This is a genomic window from Pseudomonas sp. NPDC088414 (assembly GCF_044753325.1).
GTDB lineage: Bacteria > Pseudomonadota > Gammaproteobacteria > Pseudomonadales > Pseudomonadaceae > Aquipseudomonas.
In genome coordinates this window covers 24,959-45,315 of record NZ_JBIVMY010000022.1, presented here as the reverse complement: position 1 = coordinate 45,315, position 20,357 = coordinate 24,959, and the positions used below count along the sequence as shown (strand labels likewise).

Annotated in this window: 14 protein-coding genes, 2 tRNA genes and 1 pseudogene; 10 read left to right on the top strand and 7 right to left on the bottom strand. The window is 59.6% G+C overall.

Annotation, left to right across the window (positions count from 1 at the left end; all coding sequences use genetic code 11):
• Positions 1-9: 9 nt before the first annotated feature.
• On the top strand, positions 10-1,884 hold the full coding sequence (locus ACIP8I_RS18510; protein ID WP_400762896.1) for an MFS transporter: 1,875 nt from the start codon (positions 10-12) through the stop codon (positions 1,882-1,884).
• A 123-nt stretch (positions 1,885-2,007) separates the two neighbouring features.
• Here ACIP8I_RS18510 and sugE read toward each other — a convergent pair whose 3' ends face one another.
• From sugE to rdgC, 3 genes and pseudogenes are all read right to left on the bottom strand, one after another.
• Positions 2,008-2,322 carry a quaternary ammonium compound efflux SMR transporter SugE gene (gene sugE, locus ACIP8I_RS18505; RefSeq protein ID WP_003223093.1) on the bottom strand — a complete coding sequence of 105 codons (315 nt, stop codon included), beginning with the start codon at positions 2,320-2,322 and terminating at the stop codon, positions 2,008-2,010.
• Positions 2,323-2,440: 118 nt separating this feature from the next.
• Positions 2,441-3,405, bottom strand: a pseudogene (locus tag ACIP8I_RS18500) (bile acid:sodium symporter family protein).
• 174 nt (positions 3,406-3,579) lie between these two features.
• Positions 3,580-4,500: a recombination-associated protein RdgC gene (gene rdgC, locus ACIP8I_RS18495; protein WP_400762894.1), complete on the bottom strand. Its 921-nt coding sequence runs from the start codon at positions 4,498-4,500 to the stop codon at positions 3,580-3,582.
• Positions 4,501-4,659: 159 nt separating this feature from the next.
• Here rdgC and ACIP8I_RS18490 point away from each other — a divergent pair.
• Together ACIP8I_RS18490 and ACIP8I_RS18485 are read left to right on the top strand one after the other, a co-directional pair.
• Positions 4,660-4,735: transfer RNA gene (locus ACIP8I_RS18490), tRNA-Val, on the top strand.
• A 19-nt stretch (positions 4,736-4,754) separates the two neighbouring features.
• Positions 4,755-4,831: transfer RNA gene (locus ACIP8I_RS18485), tRNA-Asp, on the top strand.
• A 218-nt stretch (positions 4,832-5,049) separates the two neighbouring features.
• Here the strand turns inward: ACIP8I_RS18485 and ACIP8I_RS18480 are convergent.
• Both ACIP8I_RS18480 and ACIP8I_RS18475 read right to left on the bottom strand, forming a co-directional pair.
• Positions 5,050-6,216: a catalase family protein gene (locus tag ACIP8I_RS18480; RefSeq protein ID WP_400762893.1), complete on the bottom strand. Its 1,167-nt coding sequence runs from the start codon at positions 6,214-6,216 to the stop codon at positions 5,050-5,052.
• Entirely contained in the window at positions 6,213-8,021 is a 1,809-nt protein-coding gene (locus tag ACIP8I_RS18475; protein WP_400762891.1) for a di-heme-cytochrome C peroxidase, read from the bottom strand. Before ACIP8I_RS18475 ends, ACIP8I_RS18480 begins: the two co-directional genes overlap by 4 nt.
• 270 nt (positions 8,022-8,291) lie before the next feature.
• On the opposite strand from ACIP8I_RS18475, the gene ACIP8I_RS18470 reads away from it, so the two are divergent.
• The 7 genes from ACIP8I_RS18470 (at position 8,292) to ACIP8I_RS18440 (ending at position 16,168) form a co-directional block, all read left to right on the top strand.
• Positions 8,292-9,008, top strand: coding sequence for an FKBP-type peptidyl-prolyl cis-trans isomerase (locus ACIP8I_RS18470; RefSeq protein WP_007966725.1), 717 nt, complete (start codon positions 8,292-8,294; stop codon positions 9,006-9,008).
• A gap of 294 nt (positions 9,009-9,302) precedes the next feature.
• Complete coding sequence (locus tag ACIP8I_RS18465; protein WP_007966726.1) at positions 9,303-9,758, top strand: YkvA family protein; 456 nt, start codon at positions 9,303-9,305, stop codon at positions 9,756-9,758.
• Positions 9,759-9,870: 112 nt separating this feature from the next.
• On the top strand, positions 9,871-10,212 hold the full coding sequence (locus ACIP8I_RS18460; RefSeq protein ID WP_007966727.1) for a helix-turn-helix domain-containing protein: 342 nt from the start codon (positions 9,871-9,873) through the stop codon (positions 10,210-10,212).
• Positions 10,209-10,580, top strand: a complete 372-nt coding sequence (locus ACIP8I_RS18455) for a hypothetical protein (protein ID WP_003223109.1) — start codon at positions 10,209-10,211, stop codon at positions 10,578-10,580. The genes ACIP8I_RS18460 and ACIP8I_RS18455 overlap by 4 nt, the downstream gene beginning before the upstream one ends.
• Positions 10,581-10,979 (top strand): sel1 repeat family protein, encoded by a 399-nt coding sequence (locus tag ACIP8I_RS18450; RefSeq protein WP_400762888.1) that lies wholly within the window; start codon positions 10,581-10,583, stop codon positions 10,977-10,979.
• 246 nt (positions 10,980-11,225) lie between these two features.
• Complete coding sequence (locus tag ACIP8I_RS18445; protein WP_400762886.1) at positions 11,226-15,869, top strand: RHS repeat-associated core domain-containing protein; 4,644 nt, start codon at positions 11,226-11,228, stop codon at positions 15,867-15,869.
• Positions 15,866-16,168: a contact-dependent growth inhibition system immunity protein gene (locus tag ACIP8I_RS18440; protein WP_400762884.1), complete on the top strand. Its 303-nt coding sequence runs from the start codon at positions 15,866-15,868 to the stop codon at positions 16,166-16,168. Before ACIP8I_RS18445 ends, ACIP8I_RS18440 begins: the two co-directional genes overlap by 4 nt.
• Before the next feature lie 179 nt (positions 16,169-16,347).
• Here ACIP8I_RS18440 and ACIP8I_RS18435 read toward each other — a convergent pair whose 3' ends face one another.
• Together ACIP8I_RS18435 and ACIP8I_RS18430 are read right to left on the bottom strand one after the other, a co-directional pair.
• Entirely contained in the window at positions 16,348-18,138 is a 1,791-nt protein-coding gene (locus ACIP8I_RS18435; RefSeq protein WP_400762882.1) for a bifunctional diguanylate cyclase/phosphodiesterase, read from the bottom strand.
• Between the two features lie 133 nt (positions 18,139-18,271).
• The gene (locus tag ACIP8I_RS18430) at positions 18,272-20,356 is read right to left on the bottom strand and encodes a carboxy terminal-processing peptidase (protein ID WP_400762880.1); all 2,085 of its coding nucleotides are present in this window, start codon (positions 20,354-20,356) and stop codon (positions 18,272-18,274) included.
• Position 20,357 lies beyond the last annotated feature (1 nt).

Below are 20,357 nucleotides of genomic sequence, written 5' to 3'. Positions count from 1 at the left end.
ACACGGAAGATGAGTCACCCCTCACAGTTCAACCTGCTTCGCACTCGGCGCTTTCTGCCGTTTTTCATCACACAGTCGCTGGGCGCGTTCAACGACAACGTGTTCAAGCAGTCGCTGATCCTCGCCATTCTGTATCGGCTGACCATCGAAGGTGACCGTTCGATCTGGGTCAACCTGTGTGCGCTGCTGTTTATCCTGCCATTCTTCCTGTTTTCGGCGCTGGCCGGGCAGTTCGGGGAAAAATTCGCCAAGGACGCGCTTATCCGTCTGATCAAACTCGCGGAAATCGCGATCATGGTCGTAGGATCGATCGGCTTTCTATTCGATCACCTGTCGCTGATGCTGGTGGCGCTGTTTGCCATGGGCACGCATTCAGCGCTGTTCGGGCCGGTGAAGTATTCGATCCTGCCGCAGGCGTTGCGCGAGGATGAACTGGTCGGCGGCAATGGTCTGGTGGAGATGGGCACGTTCCTGGCGATTCTCGCCGGGACCATCGGCGCCGGGATCATCATGTCCTCGACCCATTACGCGCCACTGGTTTCGACCGCGATTGTCGGCATTGCCGTGCTGGGTTATCTCGCCAGTCGCAGCATTCCGCGCGCGGCGGCGGCCTCGCCGGAAATGCGCCTGAACTGGAACATCTTCAGCCAGTCCTGGGCCACGCTGAAACTCGGTCTGGGCCAGACGCCGGCGGTGTCGCGCTCGATTGTCGGCAACTCGTGGTTTTGGTTTGTCGGGGCGATTTACCTGACGCAGATCCCGGCCTACGCCAAGGAGTGGATGCACGGCGACGAAACCGTGGTGACGCTGATTCTCACCGTGTTTTCGGTGGGCATTGCGCTGGGTTCGATGCTTTGCGAGAAGCTCTCGGGGCGCAAGGTCGAGATCGGCCTGGTGCCATTCGGTTCGTTCGGTCTGACCGTGTTTGGCCTGCTGCTGTGGTGGCATTCCGGCGGTATCCCGGAAAGTGTCAGCGGCCACAGCTGGATTGAAGTGCTGGGCTTTGTGCACACCTGGGCGGTGCTGGTGGACATTCTCGGCCTCGGCATTTTTGGCGGCTTCTATATTGTGCCGCTGTACGCCTTGATCCAGTCGCGCACCGCCGAGAACGAGCGGGCGCGGGTGATTGCCGCGAACAACATTCTCAACGCGCTGTTCATGGTGGTCTCGGCGATCGTTTCGATCGTGTTGCTGAGTGTGGTCAAACTGTCGATTCCGCAGCTGTTCCTGGTGGTGTCGCTGCTGAACATCGGCGTCAACGCCTACATCTTCAAGATCGTCCCCGAGTTCAGCATGCGTTTCATGATCTGGCTGCTCAGCCATTCCATGTACCGTGTCGAGCACCGTAATCTCGAAGCGATCCCGGACGAGGGCGCGGCGTTGCTGGTGTGCAACCACGTGTCGTTCGTCGATGCACTGCTGATTGGCGGCGCGGTGCGTCGGCCGATTCGCTTTGTCATGTACTACAAAATCTACAACCTGCCAGTGCTGAACTTTATCTTTCGCACGGCGGGGACGATTCCGATTGCCGGACGCAACGAAGACATCCAGATCTACGAAAAAGCCTTCACCCGGATTGCCCAGTATCTGAAGGACGGTGAGCTGGTGTGCATCTTCCCCGAAGGCAAGTTGACCACCGATGGCGAGATCAACGAGTTCAAGGGCGGACTGACGCGGATTCTCGAAGAAACCCCGGTGCCGGTGATTCCGCTGGCGTTGCAGGGGTTGTGGGGGAGTTTCTTCAGCCGCGATCCGAACAAGGGGCTGTTCAAGCGGTTGTGGTCGCGGGTGACGTTGGTGGCGGGTTCGGCGGTTGAGGTTGACGCGGCGGAACCGGCCAAATTGCAGGGGATGGTGGGGGCGTTGCGCGGGGCCGTCAGATAATCGGTGATAGTGCTGGCCTCATCGCTGGCAAGCCAGCTCCCACAGGTTTTCTGGATTTACACAAGATTTGTGTTCACCGGAGATCCCTGTGGGAGCTGGCTTGCCAGCGATGGGGCCAGTGGCTTAAGCGCTGACCTTCAGACCAATCAACCCGGTAATGATCAACGCCACACTGGCCAGCCGAATCAACGCCATCGACTCGCCAAACAGAATGATCCCGGCAATCACCGTGCCCACGGCACCGACGCCGGTCCAGATCGCATAAGCCGTACCCAGCGGCAATTCCTTCATTGCAAGACCCAGCAGGCCAAGGCTGATGGCCATCGCCGCAACGGTCAGTACGGTGGGGAGCGGGCGGGTGAAGCCGTCGGTGTATTTCAGGCCGACGGCCCAGCCGACTTCGAACAGGCCGGCGAAAAACAGAATGATCCAGGACATAAGAGACCTCCATCGATTGACGGGGCCGTCCCCAGATTGATAACTCGATCGAGCCGCAGGGTCGTCCCCGCGTTGCGCAATATATTGACGAGCATCAATCCGGGGATCAAGTTCGCGCTCAATCGGCAGCCTGTTGAGCTGCCGTTGCGCGGTCTTCTTTCTCGCTCATCCGGCGGAAATATGTCGACAGCAGTGCCCCGGAAATGTTGTGCCAGACGCTGAACAGCGCACTCGGCACTGCCGCCAGCGGCGAGAAGTGCGCACTCGCCAGCGCCGCACCCAGTCCCGAGTTCTGCATGCCGACTTCCAGCGCCAGCGACTTGCGCTGCGCCAAGGGCAAGTTGAACAGGCGTCCGGTGAAGTAACCCAGCAAGTAGCCGAAGCTGTTGTGCAGCATCACCACGGCCATGATCAGCAGCCCGGATTCGGCGATCTTCGCCTGACTGGCGGCCACCACGGCGGTGACGATGATCACGATGCTGACCACCGACACCAGCGGCAACACATCCACCGCGTGGCGCACCTTGTCGCCGAGCAGGCGTTGCGCAACCACGCCGAGCACGATCGGCAGCAGCACCACTTGCAGGATCGACCAGAACAATTCCATGAACGACACCGGCAACCATGCCGAGGCCAGCAGCCAGATCAGCGCCGGGGTCAGCAGCGGGGCGAGGAGGGTGGTGACGGCGGCAATCGCCACCGACAGCGCCAGATCGCCGCGTGCCAGCCAGGTCATGACGTTGGAAGAGGTGCCGCTTGGGCAGCAGCCGACCAGAATCACCCCGACCGCGATTTCCGGCGGCAGGTGGAAGATCTGGCAGAGCAACCACGCCACACCGGGCATGATCACGAAATGTGCGACCACGCCCAAAGCCACGCGCCACGGATGGCGGGCAACGGCGGCGAAGTCGTCGAGTTTGAGGGTCAGGCCCATGCCGAACATCACCAGCCCCAGCAGCGGCACGATCGCGCCTTTGAGACCGAGAACCACGCCGGTTGCAGGAACGCGATCACGGCGAAAATCAGAACCCAGTAAGCGAAGGTGTTGCCGACAAAGCGGCTCAGTGCAGCCAGTGCGCGCATGGCGTGTTCCTTATTATGTGAAAGCGTTAGGAAGCTAAGCATACGGTGCCAGCAAAAAGATCGCAGCCTTCGGCAGCTCCTACAGGAAAACACATTCCAAATGTAGGAGCTGCCGAAGGCTGCGATCTTTGCTTTTCAGGCACCCTCTATAAGAAGAAGGTGCGTGCAAGGGGTTTAGATCCCCTGCGGAGTCTCTTCACCGCCCAACGCTTCCACCAGCGCCGGCAGGAAGTCGCCAAAGGTCAGCATCATCAGGGTGAAGCTGGCGTCCAGTTGGCCCAGAGCTTCGTCGCCGCCGTCCTGTTCCGCCTGATCCTGCAGCAGGTCTTCGAACTTCAGGCGTTTGACGGTCATCTTGTCGTCGAGCATGAACGACAGTTTGTCCTGCCAGGCCAGCGACAACTGGGTGACCACTTTGCCAGTGCTCAGGTGCAACTGGATTTCTTCGCTGGTCAGGTCCTGACGCTTGCAACGCACGATGCCACCGTCTTCGTGGGTGTCGCGCAGTTCGCACTCGTCCAGAACGAAGAAGTCCGGGGCCGCTTGCTGGGTGGTGACCCACTCGGTCATCACCGCGGTCGGCGCGGTTTTCACGGTCAGCGGACGCACGGGCAGGGTGCCTAGCACTTCACGCATTGTGGAGAGCAGGTCTTCGGCGCGTTTCGGGCTGGCCGAGTTCACCAGAATCAAGCCCTGTTTCGGCGCGATGGCGGCGAAGGTCGACGAGCGACGGATAAAGGCGCGCGGCAGGAACGCCTGAATGATTTCATCCTTGATCTGGTCGCGTTCCTTCTTATAGACCTTGCGCATCTGCTCCGCTTCGATCTCTTCGACCTTTTCCTTGACCGCGTCGCGTACGACGCTGCCCGGCAGAATGCGTTCTTCTTTACGTGCAGCGATCAGCAGGAAATCACCGCTGACGTGCACCAGTGGAGCATCTTCGCCTTTGCCGAATGGCGCGACGAAACCGTAGGTGGTCAACTCCTGGCTTGCACATGGACGCGCCAGTTTGGTGGCCAGTGCAGTTTCCAGCGCCTCGGCATCGACAGGCAGGTCTGGGGTCAGGCGATAGATAAGCAGGTTTTTGAACCACATGGGGTGAGTCTCTCCTTTATACAAAGGGGGGCATTATTGTCTTCGCCGGGTCATAGGCCAACCCTTCTCTAAGCCTTTGGAAGGCCTGAGAAAATTAATTAAAAAAGTGCTTGCCAGAGGTTGGGTCGCTCCGTAGAATGCGCGCCACACCGAAGCGAAGGGTGATTAGCTCAGCTGGGAGAGCGTCTGCCTTACAAGCAGAATGTCGGCGGTTCGATCCCGTCATCACCCACCATTCGTTTCAAGCGTTTCGCGCAGCGGTAGTTCAGTCGGTTAGAATACCGGCCTGTCACGCCGGGGGTCGCGGGTTCGAGTCCCGTCCGCTGCGCCATATTCGGTCACCTGGACCCACTGAACGCCAGGTCACCACAGAAAGCCCGCCTAGTGCGGGCTTTTTGCTGTCTGCGATTTGATAATTTCTGCAATGCCTCTGTGGTGAGGGGATTTATCCCCGATATCCTGCGCAGCAGGCCCAAAGTCTTCAAGCTGGGGCTGCTTCGCATCCCATCGGGGATAAATCCCCTCACCACAAATCATCTCCTCGTCTCCTCACTGTTCGGCATTGCGGCTGTGCCGATAGTCGCTCACCGCCTCATACACCGCTTTACGCAAGCGGTTGATCCCGCCAATCGGTCGGTGCGCTTCGATGCCAAACCACGGATTGAACGACAGGTTGTCGCATTCGAGATTCAATGCCGGCGTGTCGAAGTCCTGCGCAGGCAAGGTGATCCGCGCCACGCTTTCAAACGATGAATCCTGCTCGCGCCATTCGATGCTGGTGTCCTCAATGGGCATGTACTTGTTCGCATCCTGACGCTGAATCTGCAGCACAAAACACGCCGGCACCCGGTCCGTGGACAATTGCTGGTTCAACGCACTGCGCAGGAAATTCGGCAGGTCGTGATTTTGTGGGGGCAGGGTGTAGGCCGGGCAGTTGTCCGGATCCGGCGCAACGCGAAACTTGGCATTGGCCTCGCCAAATTTGTAAGGCGATACCGAAAAGTAGGTGGTCGCGGTCGGACTGTTCGGGGGTGGCGACAGGGTTGCCAGGGCGATGAACAAATGGCGGATCTGCCAGCTGCGAGGATCCCAGCCGGGGAAAAACGCCATGATCTTTTTGCCGTCAGCCTGAGCGGCCACATTCTGACGATACTCGGCGACATCGCTGACAAAGAAATTCGGGTGGCTGAACATCACGAAGTCTTGCTCGTGGCGCTCCTGACGGTCGGCGAGCAATGGTTTGCCGGGCACATCGAGCAGTTTGATCGCCATGCCCCGAGCGTCGCGGATGCTGTCGAACTGCGGGTAGGCGTTGCCATTGGACAGGCGAATCATCGCCTGCCAGGTTTTGCCCGGTTCGCTGAACACCCCTTGGCGCAGCGCTGCTGCCAGTTCCGGCAACACTGTCACTTCGGCTTTCACGCAACCATGGGCCTTGGCATGCGCGTCACGCAGGTAGCGAGTGCCTTCGCGGTGTTGATCGACGATGCGTACGGCGGTCTGGATCACGTCCTGGGTCATCGCCGCTTCACCGGCGGGAATCTGTTCCTGCGTCGACACCGGGCCGCGGTGTTGCCAGGCGAACCATGCGCAGGCAAAGGCCCAGCCCAGCAGACCGATCACCAATAAAGCCAGCAGGGTTTTGCCCAGCAGTCGTCCCAGCCACAGCCAGATGCGGGCGAGAAGGGATGGTTTTTTATACGAGTTGATCATCATGGCAATTGCGCCTCCAGCGGTCCGCCCAGCACTTTCAGGTACTCCAGCAAGGCCCAGCGTTCTTCTGGTTGCAGCAGTCGACCGATCACGCCATTACCCCGTTCGCCAGCGCGGAATTCATGGCCGCTGTTGTGGTTGCCGGTGATCCGCGTGTCGAACAAAAAGCCGTTGGTGAAGGCTTCGGTGCGATAGCCCAGATGGCGCGGGTCGTATTCGAACGTGCCTTTATAGAAGGTGGTGGCGCGTTCATCCTGCGGCGACAGCAACTGATAAAGGCTCGGCACCGAACCGTTGTGCAGAAACGGCGCGGTGGCCCAGACACCGGCCAATGGTCTGGCCTTGTAGGCAAGTTTTTCGCGTACGCCGATCGGCAGGCCGAAACCATCGAGTTGCGGTTTCTCCTGCGGGGTAACGCCCGCCTCGCGATAGGCGCGGTTTTCGACGAACGCGGTGACGTAGGCCAGGCCCTTGGCCACCGATAACTGGCTCAGATTCAGTGGTTCGGTGGGCGTCGGATGCAGTTTCACATCCATCTGCTCAAGCTCTTTCAGGTCCCATTGCAGCGGCGTCAGGTCGAAACGGTGGTTGGCAATGTTGGTCGCGGCATTCGGGTCGGTGCCGATCACCTCCACCGGCAGCATGTGCAAATGCTGCACCCAGCGCTCGCCCTCCTGAGTCTGGCGTGGCACGTGGCAACCAGCGCAGTTTTCGGCAAACAGCGCTCGCCCCTTGGCGGCCAGCGGTTTGTCGATAGCACCCAGCACATCCTCCGGCCAGGCGGGTGGTTGCAGGCGTTGCAGGGTTTCTTCGATCTTGTGCAGATCACGCACGCGCACACTGGACGCATATCGTGCATCGCCCTGCAGTGGCTGGCCGTTGCTGTCGAAGAAATTCAACGTGGCGCCGACGCCCAGCGCTTCACCGATGTTGCGCGCCATCGGTTGCTGCGCCGAGCCGTTCCATTGCACCCAGTCGAAGGTCCACATGTCCCACAGCTGCGGGTAGTCCACGGGAGCGTCGGCCACGCGGTAGTTGGCAGGGGAGATCGCGTCGCCGAAGGTGGCGTTGGCGATGCGGCCGAAGGCATCGGTGCGTCCCGGGCCTTCCTCGGTCGGGTAGAGGCCGCGATGAGTGTCGTTCCAGGCGACTTTGAGGAAGGTGTTCAGCGACTCCTTGAAGTCCTTGCGCAGTTGCTCGTGGCGCAGGTCGTAGTCGTTGCCCAGCACAGTGCGAGCGAAACGTTCGAATTTCCACGGGTTGTAGTAGGTCGAGGTCAGACTGGCGACCAAGGCCTGTCCGAAACTGCCACCGCGCAACGTAGGAACGCTGGAAGGCAGAACATGTTGCGCCGAACCGCCGTCAATCCGCACGGCCTGGCCGTTGAAGCGCAATTCGCCGGTGTGGCAGGCGGCGCAGGTGATATCGAGAAATTGTTCGGTGCCGCCGGGGTTCTGATGGCGGGTGAAGCCAACCGGCAGATTGCCCGGGTTGTTGGGCGTGGCTTTGTGTTGAGGATCCACCAGAAAACCGAAGCGTGCGAGGTATTCCGGGGACGCGAAACGCTGCTGTGAGAAGGGCAGTTCCAGCGCCTCGAACCATTCATAACGCAGGCCTTTGACCTGTGTGCCCTGCGGCGTGAAGTAGTAAGTCTGGCGTTCCTCCTCACTCCACTGCTGCAGGTAATGCACCTGTCGGGCCGGGGTATAGAAGGGCAGTTTCGGGTTGGCGACGTAGTACAGAATCACGGCCAGGACCAAGCCCAGCAGTACCACGATCAGAGTCAGCACACGGAATAAGAGGCGCAAGATAAACATCCTTGTCGAGTTGTTGCGCTGTTATGCCTCAGCTGTTGCAGGTGCGGCAAGTGGCCATTACGCCAACTGTCGTAGGAAGTCCCACCAGTCCTTGTCAGCTCCAGATGACAGAAGCTTCATCGTCCCTAGGCCCGAATGCGTTTTAATCCCTGAACTTATCAGACATTTCCTGCTCTCATGCCGGTAGCCATTGGTCGTGGCGGCCTGATAAGCTCGCGGCTTTACTCGATTGCCCTTTCGGCGCATGAACAAGGAAATAGCATGAAACAGCATCGGTTGGCGGCGGCGGTAGCCCTGGTTAGCCTGGTCCTCGCGGGTTGTGATTCGCAGACCAGCGTAGAGCTGAAAACCCCGGCGCAAAAAGCTTCCTACGGTATCGGCCTGAATATGGGCAAGAGCCTTGCTCAGGAAGGCATGGATGATCTGGACTCCAAAGCGGTAGCCCAGGGCATCGAAGATGCCGTCGGCAAGAAAGAACAGAAGCTGAAAGATGAAGAACTGGTCGAAGCCTTCGCCGCACTGCAAAAGCGTGCTGAAGAGCGTATGGCCAAGATGAGCGAAGAGTCGGCAGCCGCTGGCAAGAAATTCCTCGAAGAAAACGGCAAGAAGCCTGGTGTCACCACCACTGCTTCCGGTCTGCAGTACGAAGTGGTCAAGAAAGCCGACGGTCCACAGCCCAAGCCTACCGACGTCGTGACCGTTCACTACACCGGCAAGCTGACCAACGGCACCGTGTTCGACAGCTCGGTTGAACGTGGCAGCCCGATCGATCTGCCGGTCAGCGGCGTGATCCCGGGTTGGGTTGAAGGTCTGCAACTGATGCACGTTGGCGAGAAGTACAAACTGTACATCCCTAGCGATCTGGCTTACGGCGCGCAATCGCCAAGCCCGGCAATCCCGGCCAACTCGGTTCTGGTTTTCGACCTGGAACTGCTGGCCATCAAGGATCCAGCCAAAGAAGACGCTGCCGCCAAGTAATCGGCTGTAGCTTCGAAGACAACGCCTCGCTTATGCGGGGCGTTGTTGCATCTGGACAATGCTGGCGGTAAACAGAGCGAACGGATGGCGCTTACAGCAGTCCTAGAGATTGAGGCCGCCAGCGCTAGACGTCCTGAGCCGCCAAGTCAATGAAATATTGGGGTTTTTTATGTGAGTAAAAAACGCCCGATCTGAGCGCGGCCCTTATAAAACGGGGCTTTCAGCGCTGAAATGCAGCTCTGTTCACAAGGTTATCCACAATTTGTGTGGATAACATTTCAACGGGAGAAATAGATGAAAGCGCCGTGGAATTTCGCCCGATTTCTGCCCCTCGCCGGTCGATTGCTGGCGCGTGGGCGTCTGCCGACCCTGTTGTTCGCCGTGGCGAGCAAAGGAGCGGCGCAAGGCAATCGGCTTGGCAAACTCAAGGATGATCTGCGTTTGCTCCAGGCGTTGTGTCTGGCTTACTGGCGTGGCGAATACCGGACGATCAGCCCGAAAGCCATCGTCTCGGTGGTGGCGGGTCTGATGTACTTCCTCAGCCCGGTGGATGCGATTCCGGATTTCATCCCTGTGTTCGGTATGCTCGATGACATCGCCGTTCTGGCCTGGCTGATGAAAACCCTCGATGATGAGCTCAATGCTTTTCGGCTCTGGCGCAACCGGCAGCAGCCGGAAAAACTCGCGGTGGTCGAGCGCCTGCCCGACACCCCCGAGCAACTTCAGCTTCAGGGCCCGAAAAAGCCCTGATTCACTCCGCCTGCAGACAGATAGATACCCCCCGCGACCTTGGCCGCTGTTAGGATTACACTTCTAGGGAAAAGTGCCGACTCGCTAAGTGTTGTTGTCCTACGGGGTAGTCATGGATATTCAGATAATTGCACGCGATGGCGAACCCGAGTATGCGGTTCTGCCATGGGTCCAGTATCAGGCTCTACTGAAAGCAGCAGGCATCAACGAAACACCGCAGCAGCAGGCGCCAACGCCCGCTGTCGCAACGCCGGACCCGATTCTTCCAGGTCTGGATCAACTACGCAGTTTGCGCGAAGGGAAGGGCATCGCCATTGAGGCGCTGGCCCGCACGGTAGGCATCAGCCCGTCTTATCTGGCCATGATTGAAAGTGGCGAGCGTCAGCCTGACGCCGCGATTCGCCGCAGCCTGGCCTGGGAACTGACGGTGCCCGGTTGGAGGGATGAATCGTGAGCGTACGCATCAGTCGTCAACATTGGGACGGATTGCTGGGGGAGCTGGATCAGGCGCGCAGGCAGCGCCATCTGTTGACCTATCGAGCCTTGCTCGAACGTTTGCAACTGCCGACGCCGGCGATGCAGACGCTGACCGCGGCACTTGAGCATCTGGCCGCACTCGACGCCAAGGCTGAACAGCCATTGCGCAGTTCGCTGGTGATCAGCCAGGGTGCCAGCCGTTTGCCACGTACCGGTTTTTTTGAGTGTGTCGAACGTCTGGGGCGCTTTTCCGGGCCATCCGATGGTGTCGCGGCTGCCTCCTGGCATGCGTCGGAAGTGGTCAGGGTGTTCGAATACGAGTACCCGGAATCGGCGGAAGCCTGAGTGTTCTTACGACTCAAGGCGTCGGCAAATTACTGGTTGGCCCGTAGGCTGTTTCACTGGTCGTGGTTTGTCAGCCAGCCCAGAGGCTGGCGCTGGCTCGAAGGGCAGTTTGCGCGCATGGCCAATCTCGGCGATGTCGGCGCGCAAAGCTTTTATGGGCACATTCTGACGTTTCGCGGGGTTGGCCTGGGTGCCCGCGAAGAGGGTGTGCGGCTGTTGCGTCTGGCGGCGCTCGCCGGTGATGGCAAAGCGGCTTATCAGGTCGGCGTGATCAGCTTGGCCGGTACTCCGAGCAAGGCGCCGGATCCGACCGAAGCGGCGCGCTGGTGGACGCTGGCGGCCAAGGCCGGTCACCCGTTGGCCGAGCTCAAACTCAAAGAGTTGAGCGATCGGGATTAAACCCGGTAAAGCATTTTGTATCGCTCGATAAACGTGGCGTGAGGGAAACCTCACGCCACGTTTGCGTTTATCGGTATACGTTTTGTAGTAATTGGTCTTTTGCAGATTAGTCCTACAGCAAACGCCTACTCGCCTGACTTCTTTCCTGATTGATCCCCCGCAAAGTCCCCGCGCCTAATTTTTGCGCGAGGGAACGCTCATGTTTGACCCGGTTTTTCATTCCACCCCGCATCGTCGCGTGCGCTGATGGAAGCCGTCAGCCGTATCGAGCAGGAACTCGACAGCTTCCCCGACTCCCTCAGCCTCTATCGCCAGCAGCTTGAGTATTGGTTCAGCAAAGCGGCCGACCAGGTCAGCCACGCGGCGGACCTGCCGTCGCTGATGGGCATGGAGCGGGTCATCCGCTTCGGTGATCGCGTCACCGCGGTCAGCACGGGTGACAGTGAGTTTTCCTCCAGCGTCGTGCAGTGCCCGAAAAGCGGGGTGCTGGCGATCGAGAGCAAATTCGAGTCGGTGTATGACATTCCACTGGGCGACATCGTGGTCGATGTGGTGGCGGTGGGTGATGGCCAAATCTCCCCCGTCGCACTTGATGCGCAAGGCCGGGGAACATTCGCCGGTACGCCAGGCAAGTTCTATCGCGTGCAGGTGCACAGCGACGTTACCCCGGAGCAGATCGAGGCGCTGTTCCAGTCCTACGACGGCTTGACTGGAAAGCTGGATGACTGGCTGCGCAGCGAATGGCAGGAGTTCAAGCCGCAGTGGTCACAGTCGGTGGCGACGGCGGCGGGCAACGGCATGCTCGCCGGGAGCTGGGCGGCGATCGAGGGGGTGTGGGACAGCCTCGGCATGCTGTCGGAGATTCTCAAGGATCCAGGGGCATTTGCCGATCGCCTTGGAAGCGGTGCGGCCGATCTGATCCGCCTCGCAGAATCAGCTCCGGACGTCATGCAGAAGCTGCAGTTGCTGGTCAGCGATGAGGCGGCGCTGTGTTTGCTGCTGCGCAGTGCGAGTCTCTGGCTGGAGATGCTGCCACCCAGCCAGATCGCCGGCAAAACCGCTGAAACGGCGTCGATGATGATCGTGCAGGTGCTGATCGATGTGCTGATCGGCGTTGTGTTGACATTCGTCGGGGCCGGCGCCGGGATCGCTTATCTGACGCTACGCCTGGCGGATCGCGCTGCCCAGCTTCTTTCGGTTGTGAAGCGCCTGGTCAAGGCGATGTTCGGCATCGTCAACACGTTCATCCATTACGTCGACCAGTACAAAACTGTCGCCGCGCGGGGCATTGCCGCCGGGGTGAAAAAGGGCCGCATGCAATTGCGCTGGGATGCGAAACGCAATGCCGCCCTGAAGAAAAACGAGCATCACGATAACGCTCCCGATCAAGCGAAAAACCCCAACGGTGACAGCGCCGATTGCGCGCCGCTGACCTGTACCAACGGCTGTCCGGTGTCGATGGTCACCGGTGAAGAATTGCTGACCCTGACGGATGGCACGCTCGATGGGCGCCTGCCGTTCGAGTTCACCCGCTTGTACCGCACCAGCGCGGTGGAGATCGATGTCGGGCTGGGGTTTGGCTGGAGCCATTCACTGGCGCATCGGCTGGAGTTCGATGGCGATGCGGTGATCTGGGTCGATCACGAGAACCGCCGTACGCGGTTTCCGTTGCCCAGTGTGGAGCGGCCGCAGATTCATAACAGCCTGTCGCGGGCGGCGATTTTTCTCGGGGATGAACCGGAAGAACTGATTCTCGCGCTGGCGGGGGATGTGGCGCGGTTTTATCACTTTCGCGCCGGGCGGTTGGTCGCGGTCAGTGATGGGTATGGCAATCGTCTGACGGTGCATCGCGATTTTTCCGAGCGTGTGCAGCGCTTGGACAATGGCGCCGGGCGCTCGCTGTTGTTGCGCTATGACCGGGCGCATCTGGTGGCAGTTGATTACCAGGTGTTCGAGGCTGATGGCTGGCGCACCGAGCAAACGCTGGTCAGTTATTGCTACGACGCCCGTCAGCGTTTGTTGGCCGCGACCAACGCCGTCGGTGACAGCGAACGTTACGACTACGACGACCAGCACGTCATCCTGCAGCGGCAACTGACCGGCGGCGCGAGCTTTTTCTGGGAGTGGCAGCGCTCGGGCAAGGCGGCGCGTTGCGTGCGCCATTGGGCCTCGTTCGCGCAGATGAACACGCGTTACGTCTGGGCCGATGACGGCAGTGTCGCGGTGCACTACGTCGATGGCAGCGAAGAAACCTACGTCCACGATGACAGCGCACGGCTGGTGCGCAAGGTCGAGGCCGATGGCGGTGAGCACCTCAAGGCTTATGACGATCAGGGCCGGCTGATCGCCGAGCAGGATCCGCTGGGCGCGGTCACCGAATACCGTTACGACGACGTCGGACGGCTGATCGCGCTGCTTCCGCCGGACGATGAGCCAACGTCCTACGAGTTCCGCAACGGTTTCCTGCACAGCCGTTCTCGCGGCGAGGCGGTGTGGACGTTCCGACGCAACGCCGAGGGCGATGTCACCGAGGCGGTCGATCCCGACGGTCAGGTCACCCATTACTACTACGACACGCGCGGGCAGTTGCTGTCGATCCGCTACCCGGACAGCAGCCGGCACACGTTGTCGTGGAACGACCTCGGCCAACTGATCGAGGAAACCCTGCCTGACGGTGGAGTGCGGCGCTTTTCCTACGATGCGCTGGGGCGGCGGGCTACGACGCAGGACGAACATGGTGCGATCACCCGCCAGCAGTGGGACGCCGTTGGCCGACTGCTGCAGACGACGTTGCCTGACGGCGCCACCCGCGCCTACAGCTACAGCGCCTACGGCCAGGTCACGGCCGAGCGCGACGAACTCGGGCGCATCACCCGCTACGAGTATGACGACGACCTGCATCGGGTTTCGCGCAAGATCAACCCCGACGGCACGCGGGTGCAGTATCGCTACGACCATGCGCAATTGCTGCTGACGGAAATCGAGAACGAGTCCGGGGAAAAGTATTGCCTGGACTACACGCCCACCGGATTGATCCGACAGGAAACCGGCTTCGACGGCCGGCGCACCGCCTACGTCTACGACCGCAACGGGCACCTGCTGGAGAAGACCGAGTTCGGCGATGACGGCTCGACGCTGGTCACGGCCTACGAGCGTGATGCGGCCGGGCGTCTGCTGCTCAAGACCCTGCCCGACGGGGTGCAGGTGGCTTACACCTACGACCGACTGGGCCGTTTGACCGGGGTCGATGACGGCCAGCAACATCCACTGGCCTTCGAATACGACCGGCAGGATCGGCTGATCACCGAGCACCAGGGCTGGGGCACCCTGCGTTATGCCTATGACGCCTGCGGCCAGCTCAAACGCCAGCGTCTGCCGGACAACAGCAAGCTCGACTATCACTACGTCAAGGGCGGCGCGCTGACGGCCATCGATCTTAATGGCACGCGGCTGAGCAGCCACGTCTATCAATCGGGTCGCGAACAACAACGGCAACAAGGCCTGCTGCGCAGCGACTATGCCTACGACGAGCAGGGCCGTTTGTTGGCCCACGCTGTAGGCCATCAGCACGACTCGCTGTATCGCCGCGATTATGCCTACAGCGCCAACGGCAATCTTGAGCACATTGCCGACAGCCGCCACGGCCAGCGCACCTATGGCTATGACGCCCTCGACCGCTTGATCCGCGTCCGTCACTCGCGCGACGAACTGCCGGAATCCTTCGCCCACGATCCGGCCGGCAACCTGCTGATGCAGGACCGCCCCGGCCCCACGCGGATCAAGGGCAACCGCCTGCTGATGCAGGGCGACCGCCATTACGACTACGACGCCTTCGGCAACCTGATCCGAGAACGTCGTGGCCGCGATCAACTTCTGATCACCGAATACCGCTACGACTGCCAGCACCGCCTGATCGGCCTGACCCGCCCCGACGGCCAAACCGCGTCCTACCAATACGACGCCTTCGGCCGACGCATCCGCAAAACCGTCGACGGCCAGACCACCGAATTTTTCTGGCAAGGCGACCACCTCGTCGCCGAAAGCAGTTCGACGCATTACCGCAGCTACGTATACGAACCCGGCACCTTCCGCCCCCTGGCGCTGCTCGACGGCAAAGGCCCGAAACGCGCTTGCCCGTTCTACTACCAACTCGACCACCTCGGCACCCCGCAGGAACTCACCGACTACAGCGGCGAAATCGTCTGGTCGGCGCAATACGACGCCTACGGCAAGGTCGCGGCGATCACCCTGGCTGGCGAGGACTACCTGGACCAGCCGCTGCGCTTTCAGGGGCAGTATTTCGATGCGGAAAGCGGGCTGCATTACAACCGGCATCGGTATTACGACCCGCGGTTGGGGCGGTATCTGACGCCGGATCCGATCAAGTTGGCGGGTGGACTCAACCAGTACCAGTACACGCCGAATCCGACGGGGTGGGTGGATCCGTTGGGGTTGGCTTGCAATCCGTGTCCGGGGGCAATACAAGCTGATGGGCTTTACAGCGAGATTGTGCCAGGTGGCGGCTTGGCTACGCATGAGGCTCAGGGCGGACACCTGATAATCAAACATATTGGTAGAACGGATGCGCAGTTAGCCCAAAGATTAATGGCGGAGCCACATATTCCAGCAGCTTCTACATTTTCCGATCGCGCCGGAGCAGAGGCCGCTGTTTCAGAGGCTTTGAGGGTGAATACGCAAAAGGTGCAGGATTTTTTAAATAGCAAAAAAGGAAAGACTACTATCACCCATCATCTCAACCAGCCAGTGGGAGTGAGTTTACTCAATGGTGCCACACATCCTCAGTCGGCACTAAAGCTCCTGCTAGTTCTGAAAAAAGACCCTACACTTCCTTTGGGATATTTTTTGCTGACCGGATTTCCAGAGCTATGAATCACGAACTCCCAGAGCTTCACGACTTTTTTGGGGCCTACTTTCATCAAGACTGGCTAATAGAGTACGACACCCCCGATGAAATTATTGCTGACTTCTTACAAACTTCCGATCCGGAAATAATACTTTCTGTCTGTAAAGAGCTGCAATTCTTGCTGAGTCAAAATAAAGATGAGTTGGCGTTAAGGGACTACTTGTTAAGAAAACTCAGTTGCTACTACTGCTATTGGAATGAGTGGGCTTCCGGCCAAGAATGGTTAAATTACGTGCTAGCTGTGCTGCAAAATGGAAAAAATTAGAGTGAAGTGCTCTTGTGATAATTTCTGAAGTTGTATCTAGACAATTTTTGCAGGTTTGGAAAATGGTTGTGTTGTCTTTTCAAGAAAGTTAAGGGCTTAAGAATTAGAGAAATGTCAAAAAAATCTGTATGAGCTAGCTCTAGCTGAATATCAATCCAAAGGTTGTTTTGTGTGGAAAATCAGCGCTGGCCAATCAGTTGCGGCAGTTGCAGGTCAGCGGCAGCAAGGCTATCAATCACATGCACGCTATACCCCGGAACATTCTTCGCATGGTGCTTCGCCTGCGAAGCCATCTCCGCCAGCTGACTCGCGTCCAGTTCTGCGCAGGCTTCTGGATGCAGGTGGACGACGCCGATGGACAGTGACAACAACGGAAATTCCTGGCGCACGCCTTGGCGATTCGGCGCGATGAAGCAGCCGGCCTCCAGGTGTTCCGGGCGATAGAAGCGTCGGCATTGGCTCTGGAAGTCGTCGAGCAGTTGGTTGAGGCGTTTGCGCCAGTCTTCCGGGCCGAGCACCAGCAGGAAGTCGTCGCCGCCGATGTGGCCGACGAAGTCGCGGGACGGGTCGACGCGTTCGTTCAGACATTGCGCCAGGCACAGTAGGACTTCGTCGCCACGGCCGTAGCCGTAGATGTCGTTGAAGGGTTTGAAGCTGTCGATGTCGACGTAGCAGATGATCGATTCGCGGCCCTGTTGCAGCAGGCGGGTCAGGCATTGCTGGATCGGTACGTTGCCGGGCAGCAGGGTCAGCGGGTTGGCGTAGCGCGCCTGCTGGATTTTCAGTTCGGTGATCAGTTTGAGCACGTCGATCACTCGACCGAGGCCTAGATATCCGCCGTTGAGGGTGATGATGAAATCTTCTTCGATGCGCTGCCGGGCGCGGCTGGTGATCAGGCGGCTGACCTGTTGCAGCGACTGGCTCATTTCCACGGCGAGAAAGTCGTCGTTCATCAGGCGGCTGATCGGTTTGCGTGCGAACAGGTCGGTGGCGAATGGTTTGAGCAGTGCGTCGGACAACGAATGCCGGTGGACGATGCCGCACGGCTGGCCCTGCTCGTCGAGCACTGCCAGAGAGTTCAGATTGGCCTGGCGGCGGAAAGCTTCCAGCACCGTGGCGGTCGGTGTGTCGCGATGCACCGCCGGTTGCTCGTTGAGCAGGGCGCTGAGGTCGCTGCCTTCGTCATTCAGCACCACGGTGCTGCTGTCGTGTTTCGGCATCAATGCCCGGGCATCGCGGGGTGGATGCTCCTGAGGGCGGCCGAGCAGGTAACCCTGCACCAGATCGACACCCATCTCGGTCAGCACCGCCAGTTCCTCCGGCAACTCGATACCCTCGGCAATCACCTGCGCCCGCGAAGCCTTGGCGATTTGCAGGATCGAGCCGACGAACTCGCGCTTCAGCGCATCCTGATGAATGCCGTCGATGAAGTGCCGGTCGATCTTCACGTAATCCGGGCGCAGTTCCGACCACAGACGCAAGCTCGAATAACCGGCACCCAAGTCATCCAGCGCAATCGAAAAGCCCATCGCCCGATAGTGATGCAGGGCGGTTTGCAGCAACTGGAAATCGTCGATCGGCGTCTGTTCGGTAAGTTCGATCACCACCTGACTCGGCGGAATGCCGAAGTCCTGCAGCAGTTGCAGAGTTCGTCCCGGTTGGTGCGCGGCTTCGAGCAGGGACTCCGGGGATACGTTGAGAAACAGCTTGCCCGGCAGTTGCTGTTCGTTGAAACGACGGCAGGCAGACTGGCGGCAGGCAATCTCCAGTTCGCTCAAGCGGCCGGCTTGACGCGCCACCGCGAACAGCGCGATAGGCGAATGCAGAGGGCTGTTGGACGGGCCGCGGGTGAGGGCTTCGTAGCCGAGAATGCGACGCTCGGAGAGACAGATGATCGGCTGGAACAGGCTGTGCAAACCGCTTTGAGTCAGGATCGAGCTCAAGGCACTCAGCTGTTCGGTCGTGGTCATGGCAATCTCTGGCGATAAAAAAAGGACTGGGAGCGCTCTTGCTTGAAGAGGCGCTCCCAGTCCTTTATTTCACGACAGAATGATGACTGTTTGATGACGCTCCGGGGAGCGTCACCACTAAATTGCCATCATCTTACTTCTTGGCCACCTGATTGCTCAGCTTCAGGTAATCCAGCAGCACGCGCCCGGTCTCGCTCAGGTAGGCGTCGTCCTCGGGTTTGACCTTGTCCGGCTCGGCCGCCGCCAGCGCGTCTTCATCTTCTTTCTTCAGTTCTTTGAGCGGCTCTTCGCCTTTGGCTTTGCGACGGATGTTTTCCATCGCCAGTTGCTTGGCATCGATGTCCGCGTGCTGGGCACGGCGTTCGGCTTCGTTGAGGCTGACGGTTTTCTCTTCCATCAGCTTCTGCGCGAGGGCCAGCTTGTCGCGGATGAACACGAACTCGGCATCCTTGGAGCTGCGTGCGTCATGCTCGGATTTGAGCTGCGCCAGGTACGGCTTGAACGGATCGACCGCAGGTTTGATCGCCGCCTTGATGGTGTCCCACGGCATGGCTTCCGGCAGGGCGCTCTCGCCGATTTCCTTGGTGTCGATGATCGACGGGTAGTCGATGTCCGGCAGCACGCCCTGATGCTGGGTGCTCTGCCCGGAAACCCGGTAGAACTTGGCCAGGGTCAGTTTCAGCTCGCCATGGTTCAGCGGCTGAATGGTCTGCACGGTGCCTTTGCCGAAGGTCTGGCCACCGATGATCAATGCGCGATGGTAGTCCTGCATGGCGCCGGCGAAAATCTCCGAAGCCGAGGCGGACAGGCGGTTGACCAGCAGGGCCATCGGGCCTTTGTAGAACGCGCCCGGGTTTTTATCTTCAAGCACGTCGACGCGGCCATCGGCGTTACGCACGAGGACGGTCGGGCCCTTGTCGATGAACAGGCTGGTCAGCTCGGTGGCTTCCTGCAGGGACCCGCCGCCGTTGTTGCGCAGGTCGATGACCACGCCGTCGACTTTCTCTTTCTGCAGTTCGGTCAGCAGTTTCTTGACGTCACGGGTGGTGCTCTTGTAGTCCGGATCACCGGCACGGAACGCCTTGAAGTCGAGGTAGAAGGCCGGGATCTCGATGATGCCGAGCTTGTAGTCCTTGCCGTCCTGTTTCAGGTTCAGCACGGATTTTTTCACCGCCTGGTCTTCAAGCTTCACTGCTTCACGGGTGATCGGCACGATCTTGCTGGTCTGGTCATTCGGCGCATTACTGGCCGGAATCACTTCCAGGCGCACCACGGTGCCTTTCGGGCCGCGGATCAGCTTGACCACTTCGTCGAGGCGCCAGCCCACCACATCGACCATCTCTTTGTTGCCCTGGGCAACGCCGATGATCTTGTCGGCCGGTGCGACCTGCTTGGTCTTGTCGGCCGGACCTGCCGGCACCAGACGCACGACTTTCACTTGATCGTTGTCGCTCTGCAACACGGCGCCGATGCCCTCGAGGGACAGGCTCATGTTGATGTCGAAGTTCTCCGCGTTATCCGGCGACAGATAGTTGGTGTGCGGGTCGTAGGACATGGCGAAGGTGTTGATGTACGCCTGGAAGATGTCTTCCGCGCGGGTCTGGTCCAGACGCGCCAGCTGGTTCTTGTAGCGCTTGGTCAGGGTTTCCTGGATCTGCTTGGAATCCTTGCCGGCAATCTTCTGCCGCAGCACTTCGTCCTTGACGCGTTTGCGCCACAGGTCGTCGAGTTCAGCGGTGGATTTGAGCCAAGGGGCGTCCTTGCGATCGATCAGCAGGGTCTCCTTGGTGGTGAAGTCCATCTTGTCGACGCCCTTGTTCAGCTCCGCAATGGCGAAGTCCAGACGCGCCTTGACGCGGTCCAGATAGCGCTTGTAGATGGTGAACCCGGCGTTGAGGTCGCCGCTTTTGAGGAAGTCGTCGAACTGGGTCTTCCACTTGTCGAATTCGGCGATGTCGCTGGCCATGAAGTAGCTGCGCGACGGGTCCAGCAGCTTGATGTAGCTGTCGTAGATGATCACCGAGCGCGCATCGTCGAGCGGCGGCTTGCTGTAGTGGTGACGCTTGAGCAACTCGACGACGTTGAGACTGGCGATCACTTCGTCGCGGTCAGGCTGCAAGTTGTCCCAGCTGTTGGCTGCGAATGTTTTGCCCGACATCGGCAACAGGCCGATACCGATGAAAAGAGCGAGGGCGGTGCTGGGGAGCAAATGCTTCATG

Excerpts from the sequence above, each read along its gene's own strand:
- ACIP8I_RS18510 (WP_400762896.1), top strand. The coding sequence starts at position 10 with ATGAGTCACCCCTCACAGTTCAACCTGCTTCGCACTCGGCGCTTTCTG.
- sugE (WP_003223093.1), bottom strand. The coding sequence starts at position 2,322 with ATGTCCTGGATCATTCTGTTTTTCGCCGGCCTGTTCGAAGTCGGCTGG.
- rdgC (WP_400762894.1), bottom strand. The coding sequence starts at position 4,500 with ATGTGGTTCAAAAACCTGCTTATCTATCGCCTGACCCCAGACCTGCCT.
- ACIP8I_RS18480 (WP_400762893.1), bottom strand. The coding sequence starts at position 6,216 with ATGATGATCAACTCGTATAAAAAACCATCCCTTCTCGCCCGCATCTGG.
- ACIP8I_RS18470 (WP_007966725.1), top strand. The coding sequence starts at position 8,292 with ATGAAACAGCATCGGTTGGCGGCGGCGGTAGCCCTGGTTAGCCTGGTC.
- ACIP8I_RS18465 (WP_007966726.1), top strand. The coding sequence starts at position 9,303 with ATGAAAGCGCCGTGGAATTTCGCCCGATTTCTGCCCCTCGCCGGTCGA.
- ACIP8I_RS18460 (WP_007966727.1), top strand. The coding sequence starts at position 9,871 with ATGGATATTCAGATAATTGCACGCGATGGCGAACCCGAGTATGCGGTT.
- ACIP8I_RS18445 (WP_400762886.1), top strand. The coding sequence starts at position 11,226 with ATGGAAGCCGTCAGCCGTATCGAGCAGGAACTCGACAGCTTCCCCGAC.
- ACIP8I_RS18440 (WP_400762884.1), top strand. The coding sequence starts at position 15,866 with ATGAATCACGAACTCCCAGAGCTTCACGACTTTTTTGGGGCCTACTTT.
- ACIP8I_RS18435 (WP_400762882.1), bottom strand. The coding sequence starts at position 18,138 with ATGACCACGACCGAACAGCTGAGTGCCTTGAGCTCGATCCTGACTCAA.
- ACIP8I_RS18430 (WP_400762880.1), bottom strand. The coding sequence starts at position 20,356 with ATGAAGCATTTGCTCCCCAGCACCGCCCTCGCTCTTTTCATCGGTATC.